Consider the following 21,076-nt stretch of genomic DNA (forward strand, 5'->3'; position numbering starts at 1 on the left):
GGTCTCCCAGGTGACTTGTGCGTATAATCGCCGGTCTATTTGCAGGGCTATTTTTGTCTGGCTTGTCTTCCAGGCCGTGCCCCGTCGTTTTTGATCGAACCTTTACTTACCCTAGCCGTTTCCAACAAGAGAGCATGATGGGCGAATTCGATGCCATCCGACCTTACGACGACAGCGAAGTCCCAGCAGTGCTGGCACGGCTGCTCGGCGACAAGGCGTTTCTAGATATCCTCACCCACTTCCGCTTCCCGCGCCTGGCCGGCCCCTTCGGCTGGATGCTCAAACCTCTTATAGCGCAAAGATTGCGTCGTGAGTTCGCCGGTGTGACTTCAGTCGCCACTTTGCAGGATAAGGTGGAGTTCTATGTCGACCACACCATTGAGCGCGCCACCGATGGCGTGACCTACACCGGAGTGGAGCAATTCAAGTCCGGCAGTGCGTACCTGTTCATCGCCAACCACCGCGACATCGTGATGGACCCGGCCTTCGTCAACTACGCCGTGTACCACGCTGGCCTGCCGACGCCGCGCATCGCCATTGGCGATAACCTGCTGCAAAAGCCCTTTGTCAGCGACCTGATGCGCCTGAACAAGAGCTTCATCGTGCACCGCTCCATCACCGGGCGGCGGGAAAAAATGGCGGCGTACCAGTTGCTGTCGGCCTACATCAACCATTCGATCCGCAACGATTGCGCGTCCATCTGGATCGCCCAGGCCGAAGGTCGGGCCAAGGACGGCGACGACCGTACCGAGTCGGCGATCCTCAAGATGTTCCACATGAGCCGCAAGGACGAGCCGTTTGGCGAGGTGATTCGGTCGCTGAACCTCACACCTGTGTCGATCAGCTACGAATACGACCCGTGCGACCAGGCCAAGGCCCGCGAGTTGTACATCCGCGCCACCACCGGCACCTACACCAAGGCGCCGGGCGAGGACGACGTGAGCATCGCCAAGGGCATCACCGGCTACAAGGGCCGTGTCCACGTGAACTTCGCCGCGCCGATCACCGAGCTCTTCGAGGACACCAAGCAATTGGCCCTGGAGATGGACCGGCAGATTCTCGGCGGCTATCGGCTGTTCCCGGTGCACTACCTGGCCTACGCCCAATGGGCCAACGCCGACCCGCAGTTGCAGGTGCCAACGGCAGCCGAAGTGTTTGACGCCGAGGAGTTGGCCAAGGCCCAGGAAGAATGGCAACGCCGGCTGGATGCTTGTCCGGAAGAACACCGGCCGTACCTGGTGCAGCAATACGCGACACCGGTGCGTAATCAGTATCGGGTCAAGGCGGGGTTGGCGCTGTAAGACTATCTGTGAAACTCCCTGTGGCGAGGGGATTTATCCCCTCGCCACAGGTCACCATGCCCCGATCAAAACAGCGACCTCATCAGAACTGCGTGCTGATCCACGAAACCAGCAACGCCAGCGCCAGACAGCCAAAACCGAACCGATAGAAAAACCGGTTCATGCGCTGGGTGGCCAGGTCCAGCAGTGCTTCGAATCGTTCGTTACCTTCGCGATTGCGCGCTTCAAGGCAGGCCCGCGCCCGTTGTTCACGGCGTCGCGTCGCGTGCAGGACCCAGCCACCAGGGCAGGCAAACAGCAACGCGAGCAGGTTGATCAGTTTGGCGGGGTGGGCAGCGAACAGCGAAAGCAGATGCAACGACATCACAAACCTCAAGCAAAAACGGACAGGACGCGCCCGGGACCTACGAACAGGGCGCGGATTCTACCGAAAGCCCGGCGTCCTGCGCCGTTTTTTCCGACCAGTAACGATCCCGCCGTAGCGCTGGGTTCTTTTGTGGCGAGGGGATTTATCGAAACGTCGCACCGCCCCGCCGGGCTGCGAAGCGACCCTTGGGATTTCTGTATTGCTTGAGAATCTGCGAGTGCTGCGCACTCGAGCGGGGATAAATCCCCTCGCCACAGGAGGAAGCTTTCAATCGATCGTAATTCTTCATGTCACGGTTTCGTCATCTGAACAGGCCACTCTGTCGCCCTTCAAACCTGCACGGAACCCGTCATGCTGCACGCCGAAAACCAGGATCGTCTCTATCTCATCAGCCCGAGCGAAGAACAACAGAACCTCGTCGGCAGCCTGTCCTTCAACGTGCAGGATCGACACTGGCTGGTGTATTGCGCCCTCGGCGGCCATCAGCACGCCGACCTGCCCGAAACCGACCTGCTGACTGGGATCAGCGTGCTGGAATTCTATTCCCAGGCAGCGTGAAGATCTCGCCCATAAAAAACCCCTGTGGGAGCGAACTTGCTCGCGATGGCGGTGGTTCAGTCAACATTGAAGTGGCTGACATTCCGCTCTCGCGAGCAAGCTCGCTCCCACAGGGGATACGGGGCTTGCTACTTACTCAGCCAGCACCTGACCAATGGTCGGGTCTTTGAACAGCCGGGTGAGGGCATCGCTCAACACATCGCTGACCAGCTTGGTGTTGGTTTCCTGGTTAGGTGCCATGCCGAAACGCTGGTCCAGGGAAGCACCGTAACGACCGCTGTAGCGGCGGTTGGCGTTCTGCACATCGGAGCGGAAGGTCGCGCCGATGGTGGCTTCGGTCACGTACATGCCCTCCTTGGGCGACTGGTACTTGAGTTCAGCCAGGGTGACGGTCAACTGCGGTGCATTCATGGCGTTTGCGGTGGGGGTGAAGCCCAGCAAACGCACCGCCGCTTCAGCCTGGGCCTGCAACTTGGGCAGGATCTGCGCGCCTTGCACCGTGATCACGCTGGTTTCCGGATACAACCCGCCGCGAGTACCGAGCGTCGGCGACGGACGACCATCCACGACCCGCACCACCACCGGTTGGCCACGACCTACAGGCGCCAGTTGGGCATTGAGGGTGGGCTCCGGGTTAAGTTGTTGCGGGCTGTGGGCGCAGCCGACGAGGGTCAGACTGGTCACAGCGATCAAACCGAACAACAGGCGTTGCAACATGCTCTTCTCTCCAGAATCGGGCACAAACAGGCCGGCAGTATAGCGGTGCGCCATCGCGGTGAACTAGCGCCTTAGGATGAATACTGAAATGTCTGACACGGGCCACGATCGCCGGTTCCTGTCACCCCATTGTCATGGTCCTTACACCGACATGTCATGGCCGGCTGTCAGGCTTATCACAAGCACCCTGACCTGGTATCCGATCATGCGCTTTCTTATTTCTCTGTTCACTCCGCGCCCACACCACCGCAGCTTCGCCCTGCTCGATCGCGACGGCCGCTGCCAGGCCTTCAAGCAATGCAACCTGCAGCCCATGGGCGAAGGCTGGGTGGAAATCGACGAGATCCGTCTCAACTGGTTGCACCAGCCATTGCCTGCCAGCGCCCGCGTGCAACCGCTTCGTGCTCGCCCACGCAACCGGCAGCTGTTGACCATCTGACCAGACGGCTAATAAAAGTCATTAAACACGACCATTTCCCTGCGTTTCTTCGATACAATCTCCCCCCGATTATAAGGACGTCTCCTGATCGGGCCTCGCAACACCGCTGATGCGCTGGTATTGGCACCCCGCAACGCCCACAGAGAGCCGCCCACACAGATCGAGTGAAGCTGGCGCGCCTGCTGTTCCCGGGCAAATCACCACTTTTCGCGAATCTGCAGAGCTGTCATTACGCTCGGTCACTGAGCTGTCTGCCCGTTTTGCCTGTCATGTACTACATGGGGGCAACCAAACCGGGCACGGTGCCAGGCTGGGACAGCCCTTTTTTGAGGTTCACGTCTTCAAAAGAGCGTGAAAAAACGGGTTTTCACAACTTCACGAGAGTGTGGCGAGCAAATGAATAGTTTTGCGTCTGAACAAGCACCATTAGCGTCTGAAACAGCCCAACGACACAGGACCGGATATCGCTCAAGAACCGGCGCCTGAAGCCTGTCCGCTACGGATTTGGTTGCACGAACGGATGTCTCGGCCATAAGTCGAATTGCTTGCCCGGCGCTTAAATGAGTTCATGTGACTCTTGAGGCCAGGCTGCATGCATCCGCAGTAGTTGCGAAAAATTGCGAAGATTCGGACATGGCGATCCTGGCCATGGGTACCTGGGGCGCAACTGACCTGCCCCGCCAATCCTGGCCGCTATGCCGACAATTTGGTGCTGCAGATTTTGGAGACGCGTTAAATGGCGCATAACGAAGCAGTCGATGTAGTTCTGGTAGGGGCCGGCATCATGAGTGCCACCCTGGCCGTACTGCTCAAGGAGCTCGACCCCGCGATCTCGCTGGAAGTCGTCGAGCTGATGGATTCCGGTGCCGCGGAGAGTTCCAACCCATGGAACAACGCCGGTACCGGCCACGCCGGGCTGTGTGAACTCAATTACACGCCCCAGGCTGCCGATGGCAGTGTCGACATCAAGAAAGCCGTGCACATCAACACCCAGTTCGAGGTGTCGAAGCAGTTCTGGACGTACCTGACTAAAAAAGGCACGTTCGGCTCATCCAAATCCTTCATCGCCCCGGTGCCACACCTGAGTTTCGTGCAGGGTGAGAAAGGCGTGGCGTTCCTGAAGAAGCGCTTCGAACTGATGCGCCAGCATCACGCCTTCGCCGACATGGAGTACACCGAAGACAAGGCCACCATGGCCGAATGGATGCCGCTGATGATGCCAGGCCGGCCGACTGACGAAGTCATCGCCGCCACCCGCGTCATGAAGGGCACCGACGTCAACTTCGGCGCCCTGACCAATCAGTTGCTCAAGCACCTGACCAGCGCTCCGGACACCCAGGTCAAGTACTGCAAGCGCGTCACCGGCCTCAAGCGCAACGGCAGTGGCTGGACCGTGAGCATCAAGGACGTCAATTCCGGCGGCAGCCGCGAAGTCGATGCCAAGTTCGTGTTCCTTGGCGCCGGCGGCGCGGCGTTGCCGTTGCTGCAAGCCTCGGGCATCGAAGAGAGCAAGGGTTTCGGCGGCTTCCCGGTCAGCGGCCAGTGGTTGCGTTGCGACAACCCGGAAGTGGTCAAGCACCACCAGGCCAAGGTCTACAGCCAGGCCGCGGTGGGCTCGCCGCCGATGTCGGTGCCGCACCTGGACACCCGTGTGGTCGATGGCAAGAAATCCCTGCTGTTCGGGCCCTACGCCGGCTTCACCACCAAGTTCCTCAAGCACGGCTCGATCATGGACCTGCCCTTGTCGGTACGCGCCGGCAATATCGGCCCGATGCTGGCCGTGGCCCGGGACAACATGGACCTGACCAAGTACCTGATCAGCGAAGTGATGCAGTCCATGGAACAACGTTTGGAATCCCTGCGGCGCTTCTACCCCGAAGCGAAAGCCGAGGACTGGCGCCTGGAAGTGGCCGGCCAACGTGTGCAGATCATCAAGAAGGATCCGAAGAAAGGCGGAGTCCTGCAGTTCGGCACCGAGCTGGTGGCGGCCAAAGACGGTACCCTCGCCGCCCTGCTCGGCGCCTCGCCAGGCGCTTCGGTGACCGTTTCGATCATGCTGGAACTGATCGAGCGCTGCTTCCCGGACAAGGCCAAGGGTGAGTGGGCGGCCAAGCTCGCACACATCTTCCCGGCCCGGGAAAAAGTGCTGGAAACCGACGCGGCGCTGTATCACAAGATCAGCACGCAGAACAATATCGCGCTGGAACTGGTTGAAGACAACAAGGCTCAAAGTTACGCCTGACACCGCGTACGTATAAAAAAGCCTCCCGCACAAACGGGAGGCTTTTTAATTTCCGCACTGTTATTTCATGCTGAACTTGACGCGTGTTCCGCCATGACGAACATAATCATCATTATCTTCAACTTCCAACAACTCTGCGACACAGGAACCTGCCGGCTTCGCTTCAACCCAGCGACGATAGGGCATTGTCTGCTCATCACTCACCGGCGCTTTAGCGATATGCCCGAAACTGAAATGACAGGCGCGGCTTCCTTGAGTGTAGGTAAATGACTCCCGCTCGGCGCGCGATTGGGGCAGATAATAGGTTAGTTCCTGGCTCTCACCGGGGCCTACAAAAAAGCCGTGGCCTGCATTTTCCGGGGCTTGAGACCACGTGAAATCGCTGCCCGGGACAATGACTGCTGATGTCGCGTTGAATATTTCCACATTGACGACCTCATCGAACGCACTGGAAACCGAACTTGCCAAACAGCCGATCAGAGCCAATAACGCGCCGACGATATATGTATTTTTATCTTCCATGATGAACACAACTCCATTTAAACGATTGAACTGAAACCACTTGGTTTCAACGCAAAAGTAATGGAAACCCGAATAAAACAGAACAGCCCGAATGGTGACATAACCTTTCGGACTTCCTTGAACAAGTCATGGGGATACTTAACAAGAACGTTCAAGCGCCCCGAAGGGCGCTGACATGGACTCTAACGCGCTCAGCCGCGCGCCTTATTGATCAACTCAATATATTCCTCGGCATTACGCTGGTCCTGGATCAGCGCCACGAAATCGTTGCCGTGCTCATCCTTGCCATCGAGGTCGTAACCGGCTTCGACGAAGAACGTCAGGAACCGCTCGAAATCGTCGACCCGCAGGCCGCGGTAGGCCTTGATCAGTTTGTGCAGCGACGGCGAAGTGGCATCGACCGGCTCGAAATTGAGAAACAGCTTGATCTGTTCATCGCCAATCTCGTCACCAATCACTTGTTTCTTGTCTTTACGCATTGCCGGCTCCAGCTCGCACAGTTCACGGGGCGGGCAGTTTACCCCCGGCAGGCCCCGGGGCTCAACGCGAGCGTTCGGCACCGGTGTGCAGGTCGGCCCAGATATGGCCGTTGGCGTAGCTGAGAAACTGCACGTATACCGTGTCGTTGCGCAGTAGGTCGATGACCACCCGATACTGCGCCTGTGGATAAGACAGGGTCAGGGTCTTGCTCGCTTCGTCGAAAACCGGTTTCTTCAGGCTTTTGCTCTCACCGTCGAAGTTAAGGATCACCTGGCTGATGGTGGCGCCTTTGTTCATGGGCTGGCCCTTGAGACGCACCAACAGCGGGGAAGTGACGGGGATCGGTTGCTGGTTGGACTGGCGTTGATTGCCCAGCACCACCGAGTATTCGGTCACTCGCAGCAATTGTTGCTGTTGCGGTGGCTCCTGGCGCAACAGCAGGTCATCGGCCGGCAGAAACTGGCTGTGCATCGGCGCGGCAACGGCTGCCAAGGGCAGGCTGGAGATCAGCAGCAACGCGGCACAACGGCGGATCGATACACTCATGACAGGCTCCAGGGTGTTGGCCTGGCACTCTAGCATGAGCCTGTGCAGTAAAAATAACGACCCAGGTCAATACTTACACACGACGAGCACGGCATACTCAAAGAGCCATCAGCTCTCGCATCATGTGATGCCTCTTGTGGCGAGGGGATTTATCCCCGCTGGGCTGTGAAGCAGACCTGAACCGGATACTCGGTGAATCAGACAGCCCCCCCAACCCGATGGGGCCGCTACGCAGCCCGACGGGGATAAATCCCCTCGCCACAGGTTGGGTGTTTGCAGGGAATTCGGTTTTTGCCCCATTAATTTCGTGGAGTGCCCATGTCTTTCTCCGCCCCACCGTTATTCGCCGCTTGGCGCCAGGCCTGGCGCGCCGGTTACACCCTTGAGCGCCTGCGTGGCGATCTCGTGGCCGGCCTGACCGTCGGCATTATCGCCATCCCACTGGCCATGGCCCTGGCAATTGCCGTCGGTGTCCCGCCGCAACACGGCTTGTACACGGTGTTGGTGGCCGCGCCCTTGATCGCTCTCACCGGCGGCTCGCGCTTCAACGTCAGCGGGCCGACAGCGGCGTTCGTGGTGATCCTGCTGCCCATCACCCAACAATACGGCCTCGGCGGCCTGTTGTTGTGCACCATGCTCGCTGGCCTGATCCTGATCGCCTTGGGATTGATGCGCGCCGGACGGCTGATCCAATACATCCCCTATCCGGTGATCCTCGGTTTTACCGCCGGGATAGGTGTGGTCATCGCCACCTTGCAACTGAAGGATCTGCTGGGGCTGACCACCGTCGGGCAAGCCAAGCACTACATCGAACAGTTGGGCGAACTGATCGTGGCGCTGCCCAGTGCCCGACTCGGCGATGGCATCATCGGCGTCGCCTGCCTGGCCGTGCTGATTGCCTGGCCACGCTGGGTGCCGCGGGTTCCCGGGCATCTGGTGGCCTTGCTGGTCGGAGCGCTACTGGGGCTGGCGCTGGAACGCAGCGGATGGCCGGTTGCGACATTGGGCGAGCGTTTCAGCTATGTGGTCGATGGCGTCAGCTACCCTGGCATTCCGCCGTTTTTACCGAGTTTTGACTGGCCATGGAATCTGCCAGACAGCCAGGGCCATTCCCTGGCGCTTTCCTACGATCTGATCCGCCAACTGCTGGGTCCGGCCTTCGCCATAGCCATGCTCGGCGCCATCGAGTCGTTGTTGTGCGCCGTGGTGGCGGACGGCATGACCGGCAGCAAGCACGACCCCAACGCCGAGCTGATCGGCCAGGGCCTGGGTAACCTGGTGGCGCCGCTGTTTGGCGGCATCACCGCCACCGCCGCCATTGCCCGCAGCGCGACCAATGTGCGCAGTGGCGCCTCCTCACCGATGGCCGCAATCATTCATAGCCTGGTGGTGCTGCTGGCGATGGTGCTGCTGGCGCCATTGTTCAGCTACCTGCCGATGGCTGCCCTGGCGGCGCTACTGGTGATAGTGGCCTGGAACATGAGCGAAGCCGGACACGTGCTGCATACCTTGCGCATCGCCCCTCGCAGCGATGTACTGGTGCTGCTGACCTGCCTGAGCCTGACCGTCTTGTTCGACATGGTCATGGCGGTTGCCGTCGGCCTGCTGCTGGCCGCCGGGCTGTTCATCAAGCGCATGAGCGAGCTGACGGATAGCGCTGAACTGCCCCGGCACTTCCATCAAGCCTTGCTGGACATGCCCGAGCATGTGCGCTGCTACGGAATTCGCGGGCCGCTGTTCTTCGGCGCGGCAGAAAAAGCCCTCGATGTGCTGCGCAAGTTCGATCCGGGGGTGCGGGTGGTGGTGGTGGAAATGAGCGCCGTGCCGATGCTGGACATGACCGCGCTGGCCGCTTTTGAAAATATCCTGAAGGACTATCGCAAGCAGGGCATCGGCCTGATCCTGGTGGCGACCGCGCCACGGGTGCGCCTGAAATTGCGCCGCGCCGGCATTCATCGCGAGCAGCGCCAATTGGCGTATGTGCAAACCCTGGAGCAGGCGCGGATCAAAAGCGAGCAATGGCTGGCCGCTAGCAGCGCCGCTCATTGAGGCAATGCTGTTCACTTAAGAAGGTAGATGAACCCCCTCGCCACAGGTCAATCGAACTGCGCACGCATCCAGGCTTGGTACTCGGCCACACCGGCCTCGCCTTCACGGGGCGCCCAGTGGGCCAGTTCACCCTCACCCACGGGCCGGTAAGGGCCGGCCTTGCATTCGAACATCAGGCTGTCGGCCTCCAGCACCACCAGGCCGTGATACACACCGGCCGGCAGGTCGACACCGAGGCAATCGCCGCCGGCTTGCAGGACGCGCTTGTCCTGCACGACACCGGTGTCATCAAAGATCAACACACCGAGCCGGCCCTTGAGCACCAGCAAGGTTTCAGCCTTGTCAGCGCTCAAATGGCGATGGGGCGGGATGTAGGTGGAGGGTTGCAAGCCAACCACCATGCGATGGCACGGCTCGTCCATCTGATGAAAATTGTGATGCTGGCGCCCGCGTGGATTAGCCGCAGCTTTGCCGGACAATTCAGCGAACAGCGCCTGATCCAGAAAGCCCGGCCGACTCATCGATTACATCCCCTTGACGGCAAAAATGCCATTGGCGTTGCGCCAGTAACCTTTGTAGTCCATGCCGTAGCCAAAGATGTAGCGGTCAATGCACGGCAGGCCAACGAAGTCGGCTTTCAGGTCAGGACGGGCCTTGCGGTCGTGGTCCTTGTCGATCAGCACGGCGGTGTGCACGGCACGAGCGCCGGCGTGTTTGCAGAAGTCGATGATGGCGCCCAGGGTGTGACCTTCATCGAGGATGTCGTCGATGATCAGCACGTCGCGGTCGATGAACGAGACTTCCGGCTTGGCTTTCCAGAACAGGTCGCCGCCGCTGGTTTCGTTGCGATAACGGGTGGCGTGCAGGTAGGAGGCTTCCAGCGGGAAGTTCAGATAGGTCAGCAATTTGCCGGAGAAAATCAGCCCGCCGTTCATGACGCAAAACACCACCGGGTTGGCATCGGCCAGTTGATCATTGATTTGTGCACCGACACGGGCAATGGCCGCTTCGACTTCGGCTTCGGTGTACAGGCAGTCAGCCTCTCGCATGATTTGACGGATATGCTCGAGATCAGCGGACATGGCGCTCTCCAGTGGTGGCGGATCGGAAAAACGGGCAAAGGTACGCATCAAGCGAGGCCAGATCAAGCGTTTGTGGACTAACGTTCTGTATTGTCTATAGGACAACACCCTCGGATAGATTAATCTAGGCCGGTTTTTTTGCCCGCCGCCGGAGCCTTCCCCATGCCCATCCTCGAGATCCGCCATCCGCTGATCAGACACAAACTCGGCCTGATGCGCCGCGCCGACATTAGCACGAAGAACTTCCGCGAGCTCGCCCAGGAAGTCGGTGCCCTGCTCACCTACGAAGCCACCAAGGACCTGCCGCTGGAGTCCTACGAGATCGACGGTTGGGCCGGTACGGTCCAGGTTGAGAAAATCGCTGGCAAGAAGATCACCGTAGTGCCGATCCTGCGCGCCGGCATCGGCATGCTCGAAGGCGTGCTGAGTCTGATTCCCGGGGCCAAGGTCAGCGCCGTGGGCGTGGCGCGCAACGAGCAGACCCTGCAGGCTCATACCTACCTGGAGAAACTGGTACCGGAAATCGACGAGCGCCTGGCCATGATCATCGACCCGATGCTCGCCACCGGCAGTTCCATGGTTGCCACTATCGACCTGTTGAAGAAAGCCGGCTGCCGGGACATCCGCGCCATGGTGCTGGTCGCCGCCCCCGAAGGCATCAAGGCCGTGCAGGACGCCCACCCCGATGTGACCATCTACACCGCGTCCATCGACCAGAAACTCAACGAGCATGGCTACATCATCCCGGGCCTGGGCGATGCCGGCGACAAGATCTTCGGCACCAAGCAGAAGGACGCTTGAGCATGCAGGACGAGTTCAACGATCCGCTCTGGCGCCAGGTGCTGTCCGGTGCCCAGATGCTGTTCGTCGCCTTCGGCGCGCTGGTCCTGATGCCGCTGATCACCGGGTTGGACCCGAACGTGGCGCTGTTCACCGCCGGCCTGGGGACGATCCTGTTCCAGATCGTCACCGGGCGCCAGGTGCCGGTATTCCTGGCATCGAGCTTTGCGTTCATTACCCCGATCATTCTCGCCAAGGGCCAGTTCGGCCTGGCGGCGACCATGGGCGGTGTGATGGCGGCCGGTTTCGTCTATACGTTTCTGGGCCTGGCGGTGAAGATCAAGGGCACCGGGTTCATCGACCGGTTGCTGCCGCCGGTGGTCATCGGCCCGGTGATCATCTCCATCGGCCTGGCAATGGCACCGATTGCCGCCAACATGGCGATGGGCAAGGCCGGAGACGGTACCGAGCTGATTCATTATCAGACCGCGATGCTGATCTCGATGCCGGCCCTGCTCACGACCCTGATCGTCGCGGTGTTCGGCAAAGGTATTTTCCGCCTGGTGCCGATCATTTCCGGCGTGCTGGTGGGTTTTGCCATGGCGTTTTTCTTCGGTGTCGTAGACACCGCAAAGATCGCCGCCGCGCCGTGGTTCGCCCTGCCAAATTTCACTGCGCCGGAATTCAACTGGCAGGCAATCCTGTTCATTGTGCCGGTGGCCCTGGCGCCAGCCATCGAGCACATCGGCGGGGTAATTGCCGTGGGCAGTGTGACCGGTCGTGACTACCTGAAGAAACCCGGCCTGCACCGCACCCTGCTCGGTGACGGCATTGCCACCACCGCCGCCGGCCTGTTCGGCGGCCCGCCCAACACCACCTACGCCGAGGTGACTGGGGCGGTGATGCTGACCAAGAACTACAACCCGAAAATCATGACCTGGGCGGCGATCTTCGCCATCAGCCTGGCGTTCATCGGCAAGTTCGGCGCGCTGCTGCAGAGCATCCCGGTGCCGGTGATGGGCGGGATCCTGTGCCTGTTGTTTGGCTCGATCGCGGCAGTGGGCATGAACACCCTGATCCGCCACAAGATCGACCTGGGTGAAGCGCGCAACCTGGTGATCGTTTCGGTGACGCTGGTGTTCGGCATCGGCGGCGTGCTGGTGGGTACCGGTACCGGCCCGGACGACTTCGGCCTCAAAGGCATCGCGCTGTGCGCAGTGGTGGCGATTGCGCTGAACCTGCTGCTGCCGGGCAACGACAGCTGGAAGCAGAAGCAGGCGGATGAGCCGCTGATCTGACTCAAGCTGGATATTTTGTTGTCAGCCAGATAGCCATCGCGAGCAAGCTCGCTCCCACAGTGGATCTCGATTGGTCACAAAATTTGTGTACACAGCAGATCCTGTGTGGGAGCGAGCTTGCTCGCGATGGGGCCCTTGAATTTTACAAAGCGATCGGCGCCCGTTCACATAGCGTGCTCAACGCCTTCGCCCACTGCGGCTGGTCATTGAGACACGGCACGAGCACCAACTCCTCCCCGCCCGCTTCACGGAACTGTTCGCGCCCGCGATCACCGATTTCCTCCAGGGTCTCGATGCAGTCGGCCACGAACGCCGGGCACATCACCAGCACTTTCTTTACGCCACTCTTGGCCAGTTCGTCCAGGCGCGCTTCGGTGTAGGGTTCGATCCACTTGGCGCGGCCCAGTCTCGACTGGAACGACACCGACCACTGGCCATCCTTGAGCCCCATGCGCTGGGCGAACAGATTGGCGGTGCGAATGCACTGTGCTCGATAACACGTTGCCATGACCTCCGGCGGCGCGTTCTTGCAGCAATCGGCATCCTTGAAGCAATGGAAACCGGTCGGATCGAGCTTGGTCAGGTGCCGTTCCGGCAAGCCATGGAAACTCAGCAGCAGATGATCGTAATCCTGCATCAGGTACGGCTTGGCGCTGGCGACCAAGGCGTCGAGGTATTCGGGCTGATCGTAGAACGGCTGGAGAATCGAGAGCTGCACGTTGAGCTTCCTGGCCCGTACCACCCGCCGGGCTTCCTCGATCACCGTGGTCACGGTGCTGTCAGCGAACTGCGGATACAGCGGCGCCAACGTGATGTTCTTGTGCCCCTGGCTCGCCAGGCGCACCAACGCCGCTTCAATGGATGGCTCGCCATAACGCATCGCCAGTTCCACCGGGCCTCGGGTCCATTGAGCTGTCATGGCCTGTTGCAGCCGACGGCTGAGCACCACCAGCGGCGAGCCCTCGTCCCACCAGATCGAGGCATAGGCGTGGGCCGATTGCTCGGGACGCTTGATCAGGATCAGCGACACCAGCAAGCGCCGCACCGGCCATGGCAAGTCTATGACGTACGGGTCCATCAGAAATTGATTGAGGTAGCGGCGCACATCGGCCACCGAGGTGGAAGCAGGCGAACCCAGATTCACCAGAAGCAACGCGTGATCGGTCATGCAACGTCCTATTTCAAAGGCGGCCCGACAAGTCGTCCAGGGCCGCAGGCAAATCAGTAAACCGAAAAGTGAAACCCGCAGCCTGTAATCGGGCCGGCATGGCCCGCTGGCCGCCCAGCAACAGCAATGACAATTCCCCCAGCACAACTTTCAGCGCCAGCTCCGGCATCGGCACCACGGCAGGCCGATGCAACACCTTCCCCAGGGCCTTGGCAAAATCGCGATTGCGCACCGGATTCGGCGCGCAGGCATTATAAGGACCGCTGGCATCGGAGCGGTGCAGAAGAAAATCAATCAAGGCGATTTGATCGTCAATGTGAATCCACGGCATCCACTGCCGACCATTGCCGATACGCCCGCCCAGCGCCAGTTTGAATGGCAGCAACAGCCGCGACAAAAAGCCGCCCTCGGCGGACAGAACCAGGCCGGTGCGAACCAATACCACACGTATGCCCATGGCCTCGGCCCGTTGCGCGGTTTCCTCCCAGGCGATGCACAACTGGCTAGCGAAATCCTCACTGACCGGCCCCGACTCCTCGGTCAACTCACGCTCGCCGCCGTCGCCGTACCACCCCACCGCAGAACCTGAAATCAACACCTGCGGTTTCTGCTCGCAACGCTCCATCCACGCCAGCAAAATTTCCGTGAGGGTGATGCGGCTGCTCCACAGCAACAGCTTGCGTTTGTGGCTCCAGGGCCGGTCGGCAATCGGCGCGCCAGCGAGGTTGACCACCGCATCCACCGGCTCGCCAAGCTCATCGAGCTGGGCAATTCCCCGCACCCGTGCACCGCATATTTTTGCGACCTCTTCGGGTCGACGACTCCATACCGTCAAGCGATGTCCCTGCTCCAACCAGAGGCGGCAGAGCTGACGTCCGATCAAACCAGTACCGCCGGTCAGCAATATGTGCATGAGATGTTCCTCGCATCGCGTTTTAATCGGCCCGTTAGTCTATTTTTATAAGCAGGGATTTTTCGTATCGGACAGGGTCTGTGTTTAACAATAGGACAACCTGTCCAAACGCGAACGGTAAAACTTATACCAAAAACCCAAATTGTACAGGTTTAAACGACGGCGTAGTCTGTACAGAAAGGTAAACGAGGCCCTCATGACTGTACCTATCGCAATCATCGGCACCGGCATCGCCGGACTCTCAGCCGCCCAGGCCCTGACGGAGGCCGGGCACACTGTTCAACTCTTCGATAAAAGCCATGGCAGCGGCGGACGTATGTCGAGCAAACGCAGCGACGCCGGCGCCCTGGACATGGGCGCACAATACTTCACCGCCCGCGATCGCCGTTTTGTCATGGAGGTCCAGCGCTGGCAAGCCAACGGCTGGGCCGCGGAATGGAACCCACAACTCTATAATTTCCAGGGTGGGCACCTGAGCCCTTCACCGGACGAGCAGACCCGCTGGGTCGGCACCCCGCGCATGAGCGCCATCACCCGCGCCCTGCTTGGCAAGTTGCAAGTGCAGTTCTCTTGCCGAATCACCGAGGTCTACCGTGGCCAGGAACACTGGCACCTGCAAGACGCGGAAGGTTTCACCCACGGTCCCTTCGGCCAAGTGGTAATCGCCACGCCTGCACCTCAGGCCACAGCCTTGCTGGCGGCCGTACCGAAGCTGGCCGGCGTGGCCGCAGGGGTGAAGATGGACCCGACCTGGGCGGTTGCCCTGGCCTTCGAAACACCGCTGGATACGCCCATGGAAGGCTGCTTCGTACAGGACAGCCCGCTCGATTGGCTGGCCCGCAACCGCAGCAAACCGGGGCGCGACAATAAACTCGACACCTGGGTGCTGCACGCCACCAGCGAGTGGAGTCGGCAGCACATCGACCTGTCCAAGGAAGCGGTGATCGAACAGCTTCACGGTGCTTTCGCCGAACTGCTGCATAGCGCAATGCCCGCCCCAAGTTTCAGCGTGGCCCACCGCTGGCTCTATGCTCGCCCTGCGGGCAGCCATGAATGGGGCGCCCTGGCCGATGCCGACCTGGGCTTGTATGTCTGCGGCGACTGGTGCCTGTCCGGGCGAGTCGAAGGTGCCTGGCTCAGTGGCCAGGAAGCCGCGCGGCGCCTGCACGCCAGCCTGCAGTAAATCGCATCACCCGCATCACCCGCTGCTGTCGAAAAAGACAGCAGCCCATCCGTGAAAAAAACCAAAGCGCTTCCCCGCACGAAAGCGATTGACTTGTGCAGGTTCGGACCTATGATAAAAATATTGTACAAAATTCATTCCTTGTACAATATTGATCCAGCAGAGGTCCTCCTATGCCCAATGAAAACGTCGTCAAACCGAAAATCGCCATCAGCGCTTGCCTGATGGGTGATGAAGTTCGCTTTAACGGCGGGCATAAACAATCCCAACTGTGCAGTCGCACCTTGATCGATTACTTCGATTTTGTGCCGGTCTGCCCTGAAGTCGCCATTGGCCTGGGCATCCCTCGGGAGCCGATCCGACTGGTGGGCGATCCCGCACACCCCGAAGCAGTGGGCACGGTGAATCGCGACCTTAACGTGACTCAGCCACTGGCCGATTATGCACAGCAGATGGCTGGCGAACTAGGTGACATCTGCGGCTATATCTTCATGCAGAAGTCGCCGTCCTGTGGACTGGATCGGGTGAAAGTCTACGACCACAAGGGCATGCCCCAGGACAGCGGTGGTCGCGGTATTTATGCCCAGGCATTTTGCGAGCGCCATCCCGACCTGCCGGTGGAGGAAGACGGTCGCCTCAACGATCCGGTGCTGCGGGAAAACTTTCTGACCCGGGTGTTTGCCTATGCCGCCTGGCAGACGTTGCGCCGCCAGGGCCTGACTCGACGCGGCCTGATCGAATTTCACTCGCGCTACAAATATCTGCTGATGGCCCACAACCCGGTGCAATACAAAACCCTGGGTAACTTACTGGGCAACATGGGCAAGGCCGACCCCGATGAACTGGGCCCACACTATTTCAGCGCACTGATGGCCGCCTTGAAAAAATGTGCCACCCGCCGCACGCACACCAACGTACTGCAGCACCTGAGCGGTTACCTCAAGAGCGCCATCGATGCCGAAGACAAACAGGAAGTGCAGCACCTCATCGGGCAGTATCGCCTCGGCATCGTACCGTTGGTGGTGCCGCTGACCCTGCTCAAGCATCACTTGCGTCAGCACCCCGATCCCTACCTGGCGCAGCAGGTCTACCTGCAACCGCATCCGGAGAACCTCAGCTTGCGTAACGCTATCTGATGGACCGTCAACCCGATTCCAGTGCCAGCGAAGACCTGGGACCCGACTTCGCCAAAGCCTTGGCAGAAGGCTGGCTGCCCATCCGCGAAGTCGCCCGGCAAACCGGTGTCAACGCCGTCACGCTGCGGGCCTGGGAGCGCCGTTACGGTTTGATCGTCCCGCACCGCACGCCCAAGGGCCATCGGTTGTTCAACGCCGAACATGTGCAGCGGATCCTGAGCATCCTCACCTGGATCAATCGCGGGATGGCGGTGAGCAAGATCAAGCCCTTGCTCGATGCACCGCAGCCACCTGCCGAACCGCTGGAAAATGACTGGCAGCGTCAACGCCACGCCCTTGTGCTGGCGGTGACGCAATTGGCCGAGCGTCAGATTGATGACCTGGTCAACCAGGCGATGGCGCTGTATCCGCCGCGGACCGTGTGCGAGCAGTTGCTGTTGCCCTTGTTGGCCGAGCTGCAATTGCGCTGGCAAGGACAGTTCGGTGCACAGCTGGAGCGTGTGTTCCTGTTCTCCTGGCTGCGCAGCAAATTCGGCAGCCGGATCTACCACAACAACCGTCAGTTACGCGGCACGCCGTTGCTGTTGGTCAACCATTCGCAACTGCCCCAGGAACCGCACCTGTGGCTCATCGCCTGGCTGGCCAGCAGCGCCGATTGCCCGGTGGAGGTATTCGACGGGCCGATCCCGGCGGGCGAGCTGGCCTTGGCGGTCGAGCACCTCAAGGCTCGCGGCGTGCTGCTGTATTCCAGTCACGCGCTGAACCTGTCCCAACTGCCGAAGCTACTGAACGGGATCGATTGCCCGATCATCATTGCCGGGCCGGCCGCTGCAATCCACCACAGCCAGTTATCCACAGGCCTATCGATGAGTGACGTCTCCTGGGCCGAGGATCCGTTATCGGCTCACCGAGAACTGAGCCGCAAAAAACTCCTTTAAGGGTAAACAGCATGCAACTGATCTGGCTGCGCAGCGACTTGCGCCTGCACGACAACACCGCTCTCGCGGCCGCCGCACAGCGTGGGCCATGTGTGGCGGTATACCTGCCGAGCCCAGAGCAATGGCGTGCCCATGATGATGCACCGTGCAAGATTGATTTCTGGCTGCGCAATCTCGCATCGCTGGGCGCGGCCCTGGCCACATTGAACATCCCACTGTTGATCCGCCCCGCGCCGCGCTGGAATCAGGCGCCTGAAGTGCTCCTTACGCTGTGCCGCGAATTGAAGATCAGCGCCGTTCACGTCAACGAAGAATACGGCCTGAACGAAACCCACCGTGATGCCGAGGTCGCCCGGGTTTTATACGGCCAAGGCATCGAGTTTCACCGCCACCTCGACCAACTGCTGTTCAAGCCTGGCAGCGTATTGACCAAGACCGGGAATTATTTCCAGGTGTTCAGCCAGTTCCGCAAGGTTTGTTATAGCCGCCTGCACCTCTCGCTGCCGAGCCTGGTCGCCCTGCCCGCCCGGCAAGCCCCCACCGGCATCGACAGCGATCCGATCCCGACGCAGGTCGAAGGCTTCGCGCAGCCCAGTGAAGCGCTGCGTGCACTCTGGCCCGCTGGCGAAAACGAAGCCCGTCGGCGTCTGGACAACTTTGCCGAGCAACACCTCGATGATTACCAGAACGCACGGGACTTTCCGGCCAAACCGGGCACCAGCCAGCTTTCGGCTTACCTGGTGGCCGGCGTTGTCTCACCACGCCAGTGCCTGCACGCTGCACTGCAAGCCAATCAGGGCGAATTCGAGAGCGGAAGTGCCGGTACTGTGACATGGATCAATGAATTGCTCTGGCGCGAGTTCTATAAACATATTCTCGTGGGCTATCCACGCGTATCGCGCCATTGCGCGTTTCGCCCGGAAACCGAAGCGTTGGCCTGGCGCAAGGCTCCCGCGGAACTGGAGGCCTGGAAGCAGGCACGAACTGGCTTGCCCATTATTGATGCGGCCATGCGTCAGTTGCTGGAAACCGGCTGGATGCACAACCGCTTGCGGATGGTGGTGGCGATGTTTCTTACCAAGAACCTGTTGATCGACTGGCGCGAAGGCGAGCGTTTCTTTATGCAGCACCTGATCGACGGCGACCTGGCCGCCAATAATGGCGGTTGGCAATGGAGCGCCTCCACCGGCACCGACTCAGCGCCCTGGTTCCGGATATTCAACCCGCTGAGCCAGTCGGAGAAATTTGATCCCGAGGGTTTGTTCATCAAGCGCTGGTTACCCGAACTGAACGATCTCGACAGGCGACAGGTCCATAGCCCAAATACCCAGGGTGGATTGTTCGAAGGGGTGGCTTACCCTCGCCCGATCGTCAATTTGAGCCAGTCCCGGGTACGTGCATTGGAGGCGTTCCGAAATTTGCCGGCACGCCAGGACGTTGCGATTGAAAAGCTGGGCGGTGAGCGAACATGAAATTGTCGCCCCGCAGGATGTGTTATCAACCCGCTAGCATATAGTCTGACTCATAGCAGCGGCTCTTCCTGAAAGCGGAGTATCAGAGCCGGGCTTGATCGAAGGAGTATGGAATGGGTCCAAGACCGCCACGGAGATATTGGCTGACCGGTGCAGGAAACGGAATCGGCGCTGCGTTGGCCGAAGCGATACTCAAGACCGGTGCGCACCTGGCCGTGAGTTCTCGTTCGGCTCGATCCTGTGAGGCCCTTTCGGTACGGTATCCGGGGCAAGTACTGGCGCTGCCCGGCAATTTGACCGACAGCCAGACCGTGCGCGAGATCGGCGAGAGAATCACCCAACAGTGGGGTGCCCTGGATACTGTGATTCTCAACGCCGGAACTGCTGAATATGCCGGCGACCAGCCCGTTGCCCACTCCATCATCGAACACATCGTGCGTAGCAATCTGCTAGCCGCCAGTCTCTGCATCGACACAGCCTCATCACTATTACAGGCAGGTGCCGTGCCTCATCTGGCGGGTATCGTCAGCCCGGCGACTTACCTGCCACCGTCACAAGCGAAGAACGATGGCAACGGGATGCGTCAATTGTTCGAATCGGCCCGCCTCAACCTCGCCCCCAACGACATTGATGTGACATTGGTCCACCCTGGTTTCGACAGCCGGTCGACGAGTGTCGACGACAGCTTTCCGGCCCCTGTCCAGTGGTCGGCTGAAACGGCGGCGAACCACATACTGTCGCAGTTGGTCGAGCGTCCCCACGAGATAGCGCTCCCCGTCGCGTCCATGACAGTGCTCTGGCCATTGCCGTCATCGACCGAAACCGAGCAGACAAACGTGGCCCCCTGCCAGGCAAGTGTCTGGTCACCGATCAAGGGTCGACCCTGAGCGGTCCGCTTGCCTTACACTGCGCGCCATGAAAATCATCCCCCTCCATGAAATCACCGCACCGGCCGTCACATGCTCGACGTGCGCGGCATGCTGCTGCCAGCTGGAAGTCATGCTGATCACCGACACCGGCGTTCCGAAACGGTTTATCGACACGGATGATTGGGGCGGGGAAGTCATGCTGCGGCTTGACGACGGCTGGTGCGCGGCCCTGGACCGCAACAGCATGATGTGCACGATCTACGAAAAACGCCCGCTGATCTGCCGGGAATTCGAGATGGGGGCACCGGAGTGCATTGAAGAACGCTTGGGGATTGCGACGGCGTATCGCTAAAGCGCTGACCTGACGGACCTGATCTTGTGGGAGCGAGCCTGCTCGCGCTAGCGGCGCAACAGGCAACATCACATTGGCTGACCCACCGCTATCGCGAGCAGGCTCGCTCCCAAGGTTTTTGAGGTGTTACAGCGGCATCGTGTAGTGCAGCGCGTAGCTTTCCACACCATCGTTGGTCGACTTGATGCCAGCATTGGAATAGTGAGTGGCGCGAATACCCACTTCATGTCCGCCATTGAAGCGCAGGCCGAAACCGATACGATCCTCGAACTGGAAAGCCGTCCCGAGCTTGTTGTCTTCCACTTCGGTATTGGCGAACAACGCAACACCTACACCCGCCTCGATGTAGGGCTTCACGTTCTGACCGGAAAACTCATACACAAAGACCGGCGAGAACGACAGGCTGTGGTTGCTGGAGGTCTTGTCCCCTTCCCAATAGGTATAGGCGCCGCTCCAGTAACCGGTCAGGCGGCCCATGTCGCTCTGCAACCAACTCTTGTCCCAGTCGAACTGCATCCCCAAGCGATAGGTCATGGTCGAATCACTGGTTTGCCCGACCCCAAACTCCACACCCGCCGCCTGTGCGGTGTAGGTGTGCCCCAACAATGCAGCCGCAAACGCGGCAAAGCAGAATAAACGCTTCATTAGAAACATCCTTTTCTGA

Annotated in this window: 23 protein-coding genes; 13 read left to right on the forward strand and 10 right to left on the reverse strand. The window is 60.1% G+C overall.

Features of this window, described 5'->3' with window-relative positions:
• Nucleotides 1–134: 134 nt before the first annotated feature.
• Nucleotides 135–1,301: a 1-acyl-sn-glycerol-3-phosphate acyltransferase gene (locus SGN16_RS24410; protein ID WP_210640806.1), complete on the forward strand. Its 1,167-nt coding sequence runs from the start codon at nucleotides 135–137 to the stop codon at nucleotides 1,299–1,301.
• Between the two features lie 82 nt (nucleotides 1,302–1,383).
• Here the strand turns inward: SGN16_RS24410 and SGN16_RS24415 are convergent, their stop codons facing one another.
• Nucleotides 1,384–1,665: a hypothetical protein gene (locus tag SGN16_RS24415; RefSeq protein ID WP_210640808.1), complete on the reverse strand. Its 282-nt coding sequence runs from the start codon at nucleotides 1,663–1,665 to the stop codon at nucleotides 1,384–1,386.
• A 354-nt stretch (nucleotides 1,666–2,019) separates the two neighbouring features.
• Between SGN16_RS24415 and SGN16_RS24420 the strand changes: the two genes are divergently transcribed.
• Nucleotides 2,020–2,226: a hypothetical protein gene (locus tag SGN16_RS24420; protein WP_135847120.1), complete on the forward strand. Its 207-nt coding sequence runs from the start codon at nucleotides 2,020–2,022 to the stop codon at nucleotides 2,224–2,226.
• Between the two features lie 132 nt (nucleotides 2,227–2,358).
• On the opposite strand, the gene SGN16_RS24425 is transcribed toward SGN16_RS24420, so the two are convergent.
• Nucleotides 2,359–2,943 (reverse strand): YajG family lipoprotein, encoded by a 585-nt coding sequence (locus SGN16_RS24425; protein ID WP_210640815.1) that lies wholly within the window; start codon nucleotides 2,941–2,943, stop codon nucleotides 2,359–2,361.
• Between the two features lie 205 nt (nucleotides 2,944–3,148).
• On the opposite strand from SGN16_RS24425, the gene SGN16_RS24430 reads away from it, so the two are divergent.
• Together SGN16_RS24430 and mqo are read left to right on the forward strand one after the other, a co-directional pair.
• The gene (locus SGN16_RS24430; RefSeq protein WP_210640817.1) at nucleotides 3,149–3,382 is read left to right on the forward strand and encodes a hypothetical protein; all 234 of its coding nucleotides are present in this window, start codon (nucleotides 3,149–3,151) and stop codon (nucleotides 3,380–3,382) included.
• Nucleotides 3,383–4,118: 736 nt separating this feature from the next.
• Complete coding sequence (gene mqo / locus SGN16_RS24435) at nucleotides 4,119–5,624, forward strand: malate dehydrogenase (quinone) (RefSeq protein WP_210640819.1); 1,506 nt, start codon at nucleotides 4,119–4,121, stop codon at nucleotides 5,622–5,624.
• 60 nt (nucleotides 5,625–5,684) lie between these two features.
• Here mqo and SGN16_RS24440 read toward each other — a convergent pair whose 3' ends face one another.
• The 3 genes from SGN16_RS24440 to SGN16_RS24450 form a co-directional block, all read right to left on the reverse strand.
• Entirely contained in the window at nucleotides 5,685–6,146 is a 462-nt protein-coding gene (locus SGN16_RS24440) for a hypothetical protein (RefSeq protein ID WP_335945586.1), read from the reverse strand.
• Between the two features lie 191 nt (nucleotides 6,147–6,337).
• On the reverse strand, nucleotides 6,338–6,625 hold the full coding sequence (locus SGN16_RS24445) for a PA4642 family protein (RefSeq protein ID WP_210640823.1): 288 nt from the start codon (nucleotides 6,623–6,625) through the stop codon (nucleotides 6,338–6,340).
• 61 nt (nucleotides 6,626–6,686) lie between these two features.
• Nucleotides 6,687–7,172 carry a hypothetical protein gene (locus tag SGN16_RS24450; protein ID WP_210640825.1) on the reverse strand — a complete coding sequence of 162 codons (486 nt, stop codon included), beginning with the start codon at nucleotides 7,170–7,172 and terminating at the stop codon, nucleotides 6,687–6,689.
• 318 nt (nucleotides 7,173–7,490) lie between these two features.
• Here SGN16_RS24450 and dauA point away from each other — a divergent pair, with 318 nt between their 5' ends.
• Nucleotides 7,491–9,221: a C4-dicarboxylic acid transporter DauA gene (gene dauA / locus SGN16_RS24455; protein WP_335945587.1), complete on the forward strand. Its 1,731-nt coding sequence runs from the start codon at nucleotides 7,491–7,493 to the stop codon at nucleotides 9,219–9,221.
• 47 nt (nucleotides 9,222–9,268) lie between these two features.
• Here the strand turns inward: dauA and SGN16_RS24460 are convergent, their stop codons facing one another.
• Nucleotides 9,269–9,742, reverse strand: a complete 474-nt coding sequence (locus SGN16_RS24460; RefSeq protein WP_335945588.1) for a WbuC family cupin fold metalloprotein — start codon at nucleotides 9,740–9,742, stop codon at nucleotides 9,269–9,271.
• Between the two features lie 3 nt (nucleotides 9,743–9,745).
• Complete coding sequence (locus SGN16_RS24465) at nucleotides 9,746–10,303, reverse strand: hypoxanthine-guanine phosphoribosyltransferase (RefSeq protein WP_003205500.1); 558 nt, start codon at nucleotides 10,301–10,303, stop codon at nucleotides 9,746–9,748.
• A gap of 162 nt (nucleotides 10,304–10,465) precedes the next feature.
• On the opposite strand from SGN16_RS24465, the gene upp reads away from it, so the two are divergent.
• Both upp and SGN16_RS24475 read left to right on the forward strand, forming a co-directional pair.
• Nucleotides 10,466–11,104 carry a uracil phosphoribosyltransferase gene (upp, locus tag SGN16_RS24470; RefSeq protein ID WP_003185330.1) on the forward strand — a complete coding sequence of 213 codons (639 nt, stop codon included), beginning with the start codon at nucleotides 10,466–10,468 and terminating at the stop codon, nucleotides 11,102–11,104.
• Nucleotides 11,105–11,106: 2 nt separating this feature from the next.
• Nucleotides 11,107–12,381 carry a uracil-xanthine permease family protein gene (locus SGN16_RS24475; RefSeq protein ID WP_335945589.1) on the forward strand — a complete coding sequence of 425 codons (1,275 nt, stop codon included), beginning with the start codon at nucleotides 11,107–11,109 and terminating at the stop codon, nucleotides 12,379–12,381.
• 142 nt (nucleotides 12,382–12,523) lie between these two features.
• Here the strand turns inward: SGN16_RS24475 and hemH are convergent, their stop codons facing one another.
• Both hemH and SGN16_RS24485 read right to left on the reverse strand, forming a co-directional pair.
• Nucleotides 12,524–13,549, reverse strand: a complete 1,026-nt coding sequence (gene hemH / locus SGN16_RS24480) for a ferrochelatase (RefSeq protein WP_335945590.1) — start codon at nucleotides 13,547–13,549, stop codon at nucleotides 12,524–12,526.
• 13 nt (nucleotides 13,550–13,562) lie between these two features.
• Nucleotides 13,563–14,462 (reverse strand): TIGR01777 family oxidoreductase, encoded by a 900-nt coding sequence (locus tag SGN16_RS24485; protein ID WP_335945591.1) that lies wholly within the window; start codon nucleotides 14,460–14,462, stop codon nucleotides 13,563–13,565.
• Between the two features lie 196 nt (nucleotides 14,463–14,658).
• Between SGN16_RS24485 and SGN16_RS24490 the strand changes: the two genes are divergently transcribed.
• The 6 genes from SGN16_RS24490 to SGN16_RS24515 all read left to right on the forward strand — a co-directional run bounded on the left by SGN16_RS24490 (nucleotide 14,659) and on the right by SGN16_RS24515 (nucleotide 20,412).
• Nucleotides 14,659–15,645, forward strand: a complete 987-nt coding sequence (locus tag SGN16_RS24490; protein WP_210640837.1) for an NAD(P)/FAD-dependent oxidoreductase — start codon at nucleotides 14,659–14,661, stop codon at nucleotides 15,643–15,645.
• 173 nt (nucleotides 15,646–15,818) lie between these two features.
• On the forward strand, nucleotides 15,819–16,781 hold the full coding sequence (locus SGN16_RS24495; protein WP_335945592.1) for a DUF523 and DUF1722 domain-containing protein: 963 nt from the start codon (nucleotides 15,819–15,821) through the stop codon (nucleotides 16,779–16,781).
• Nucleotides 16,781–17,719 (forward strand): MerR family transcriptional regulator, encoded by a 939-nt coding sequence (locus SGN16_RS24500; RefSeq protein ID WP_335945593.1) that lies wholly within the window; start codon nucleotides 16,781–16,783, stop codon nucleotides 17,717–17,719. Before SGN16_RS24495 ends, SGN16_RS24500 begins: the two co-directional genes overlap by 1 nt.
• An 11-nt stretch (nucleotides 17,720–17,730) precedes the next feature.
• Complete coding sequence (phrB, locus tag SGN16_RS24505; RefSeq protein WP_335945594.1) at nucleotides 17,731–19,191, forward strand: deoxyribodipyrimidine photo-lyase; 1,461 nt, start codon at nucleotides 17,731–17,733, stop codon at nucleotides 19,189–19,191.
• 113 nt (nucleotides 19,192–19,304) lie between these two features.
• On the forward strand, nucleotides 19,305–20,078 hold the full coding sequence (locus tag SGN16_RS24510) for an SDR family oxidoreductase (RefSeq protein WP_210640844.1): 774 nt from the start codon (nucleotides 19,305–19,307) through the stop codon (nucleotides 20,076–20,078).
• A 28-nt stretch (nucleotides 20,079–20,106) separates the two neighbouring features.
• On the forward strand, nucleotides 20,107–20,412 hold the full coding sequence (locus SGN16_RS24515) for a YkgJ family cysteine cluster protein (RefSeq protein WP_210640846.1): 306 nt from the start codon (nucleotides 20,107–20,109) through the stop codon (nucleotides 20,410–20,412).
• 126 nt (nucleotides 20,413–20,538) lie between these two features.
• Here the strand turns inward: SGN16_RS24515 and SGN16_RS24520 are convergent, their stop codons facing one another.
• Entirely contained in the window at nucleotides 20,539–21,057 is a 519-nt protein-coding gene (locus SGN16_RS24520; RefSeq protein WP_335945595.1) for an acyloxyacyl hydrolase, read from the reverse strand.
• Between the last annotated feature and the right edge of the window lie 19 nt (nucleotides 21,058–21,076).

Source organism: Pseudomonas sp. G166 (assembly GCF_037027455.2).
Taxonomy (GTDB): domain Bacteria; phylum Pseudomonadota; class Gammaproteobacteria; order Pseudomonadales; family Pseudomonadaceae; genus Aquipseudomonas.

Excerpts from the sequence above, each read along its gene's own strand:
- SGN16_RS24410 (WP_210640806.1), top strand. The coding sequence starts at position 135 with ATGATGGGCGAATTCGATGCCATCCGACCTTACGACGACAGCGAAGTC.
- SGN16_RS24415 (WP_210640808.1), bottom strand. The coding sequence starts at position 1,665 with ATGTCGTTGCATCTGCTTTCGCTGTTCGCTGCCCACCCCGCCAAACTG.
- SGN16_RS24420 (WP_135847120.1), top strand. The coding sequence starts at position 2,020 with ATGCTGCACGCCGAAAACCAGGATCGTCTCTATCTCATCAGCCCGAGC.
- SGN16_RS24425 (WP_210640815.1), bottom strand. The coding sequence starts at position 2,943 with ATGTTGCAACGCCTGTTGTTCGGTTTGATCGCTGTGACCAGTCTGACC.
- SGN16_RS24430 (WP_210640817.1), top strand. The coding sequence starts at position 3,149 with ATGCGCTTTCTTATTTCTCTGTTCACTCCGCGCCCACACCACCGCAGC.
- mqo (WP_210640819.1), top strand. The coding sequence starts at position 4,119 with ATGGCGCATAACGAAGCAGTCGATGTAGTTCTGGTAGGGGCCGGCATC.
- SGN16_RS24440 (WP_335945586.1), bottom strand. The coding sequence starts at position 6,146 with ATGGAAGATAAAAATACATATATCGTCGGCGCGTTATTGGCTCTGATC.
- SGN16_RS24445 (WP_210640823.1), bottom strand. The coding sequence starts at position 6,625 with ATGCGTAAAGACAAGAAACAAGTGATTGGTGACGAGATTGGCGATGAA.
- SGN16_RS24450 (WP_210640825.1), bottom strand. The coding sequence starts at position 7,172 with ATGAGTGTATCGATCCGCCGTTGTGCCGCGTTGCTGCTGATCTCCAGC.
- dauA (WP_335945587.1), top strand. The coding sequence starts at position 7,491 with ATGTCTTTCTCCGCCCCACCGTTATTCGCCGCTTGGCGCCAGGCCTGG.
- SGN16_RS24460 (WP_335945588.1), bottom strand. The coding sequence starts at position 9,742 with ATGAGTCGGCCGGGCTTTCTGGATCAGGCGCTGTTCGCTGAATTGTCC.
- SGN16_RS24465 (WP_003205500.1), bottom strand. The coding sequence starts at position 10,303 with ATGTCCGCTGATCTCGAGCATATCCGTCAAATCATGCGAGAGGCTGAC.
- upp (WP_003185330.1), top strand. The coding sequence starts at position 10,466 with ATGCCCATCCTCGAGATCCGCCATCCGCTGATCAGACACAAACTCGGC.
- SGN16_RS24475 (WP_335945589.1), top strand. The coding sequence starts at position 11,107 with ATGCAGGACGAGTTCAACGATCCGCTCTGGCGCCAGGTGCTGTCCGGT.
- hemH (WP_335945590.1), bottom strand. The coding sequence starts at position 13,549 with ATGACCGATCACGCGTTGCTTCTGGTGAATCTGGGTTCGCCTGCTTCC.
- SGN16_RS24485 (WP_335945591.1), bottom strand. The coding sequence starts at position 14,462 with ATGCACATATTGCTGACCGGCGGTACTGGTTTGATCGGACGTCAGCTC.
- SGN16_RS24490 (WP_210640837.1), top strand. The coding sequence starts at position 14,659 with ATGACTGTACCTATCGCAATCATCGGCACCGGCATCGCCGGACTCTCA.
- SGN16_RS24495 (WP_335945592.1), top strand. The coding sequence starts at position 15,819 with ATGCCCAATGAAAACGTCGTCAAACCGAAAATCGCCATCAGCGCTTGC.
- SGN16_RS24500 (WP_335945593.1), top strand. The coding sequence starts at position 16,781 with ATGGACCGTCAACCCGATTCCAGTGCCAGCGAAGACCTGGGACCCGAC.
- phrB (WP_335945594.1), top strand. The coding sequence starts at position 17,731 with ATGCAACTGATCTGGCTGCGCAGCGACTTGCGCCTGCACGACAACACC.
- SGN16_RS24510 (WP_210640844.1), top strand. The coding sequence starts at position 19,305 with ATGGGTCCAAGACCGCCACGGAGATATTGGCTGACCGGTGCAGGAAAC.
- SGN16_RS24515 (WP_210640846.1), top strand. The coding sequence starts at position 20,107 with ATGAAAATCATCCCCCTCCATGAAATCACCGCACCGGCCGTCACATGC.
- SGN16_RS24520 (WP_335945595.1), bottom strand. The coding sequence starts at position 21,057 with ATGAAGCGTTTATTCTGCTTTGCCGCGTTTGCGGCTGCATTGTTGGGG.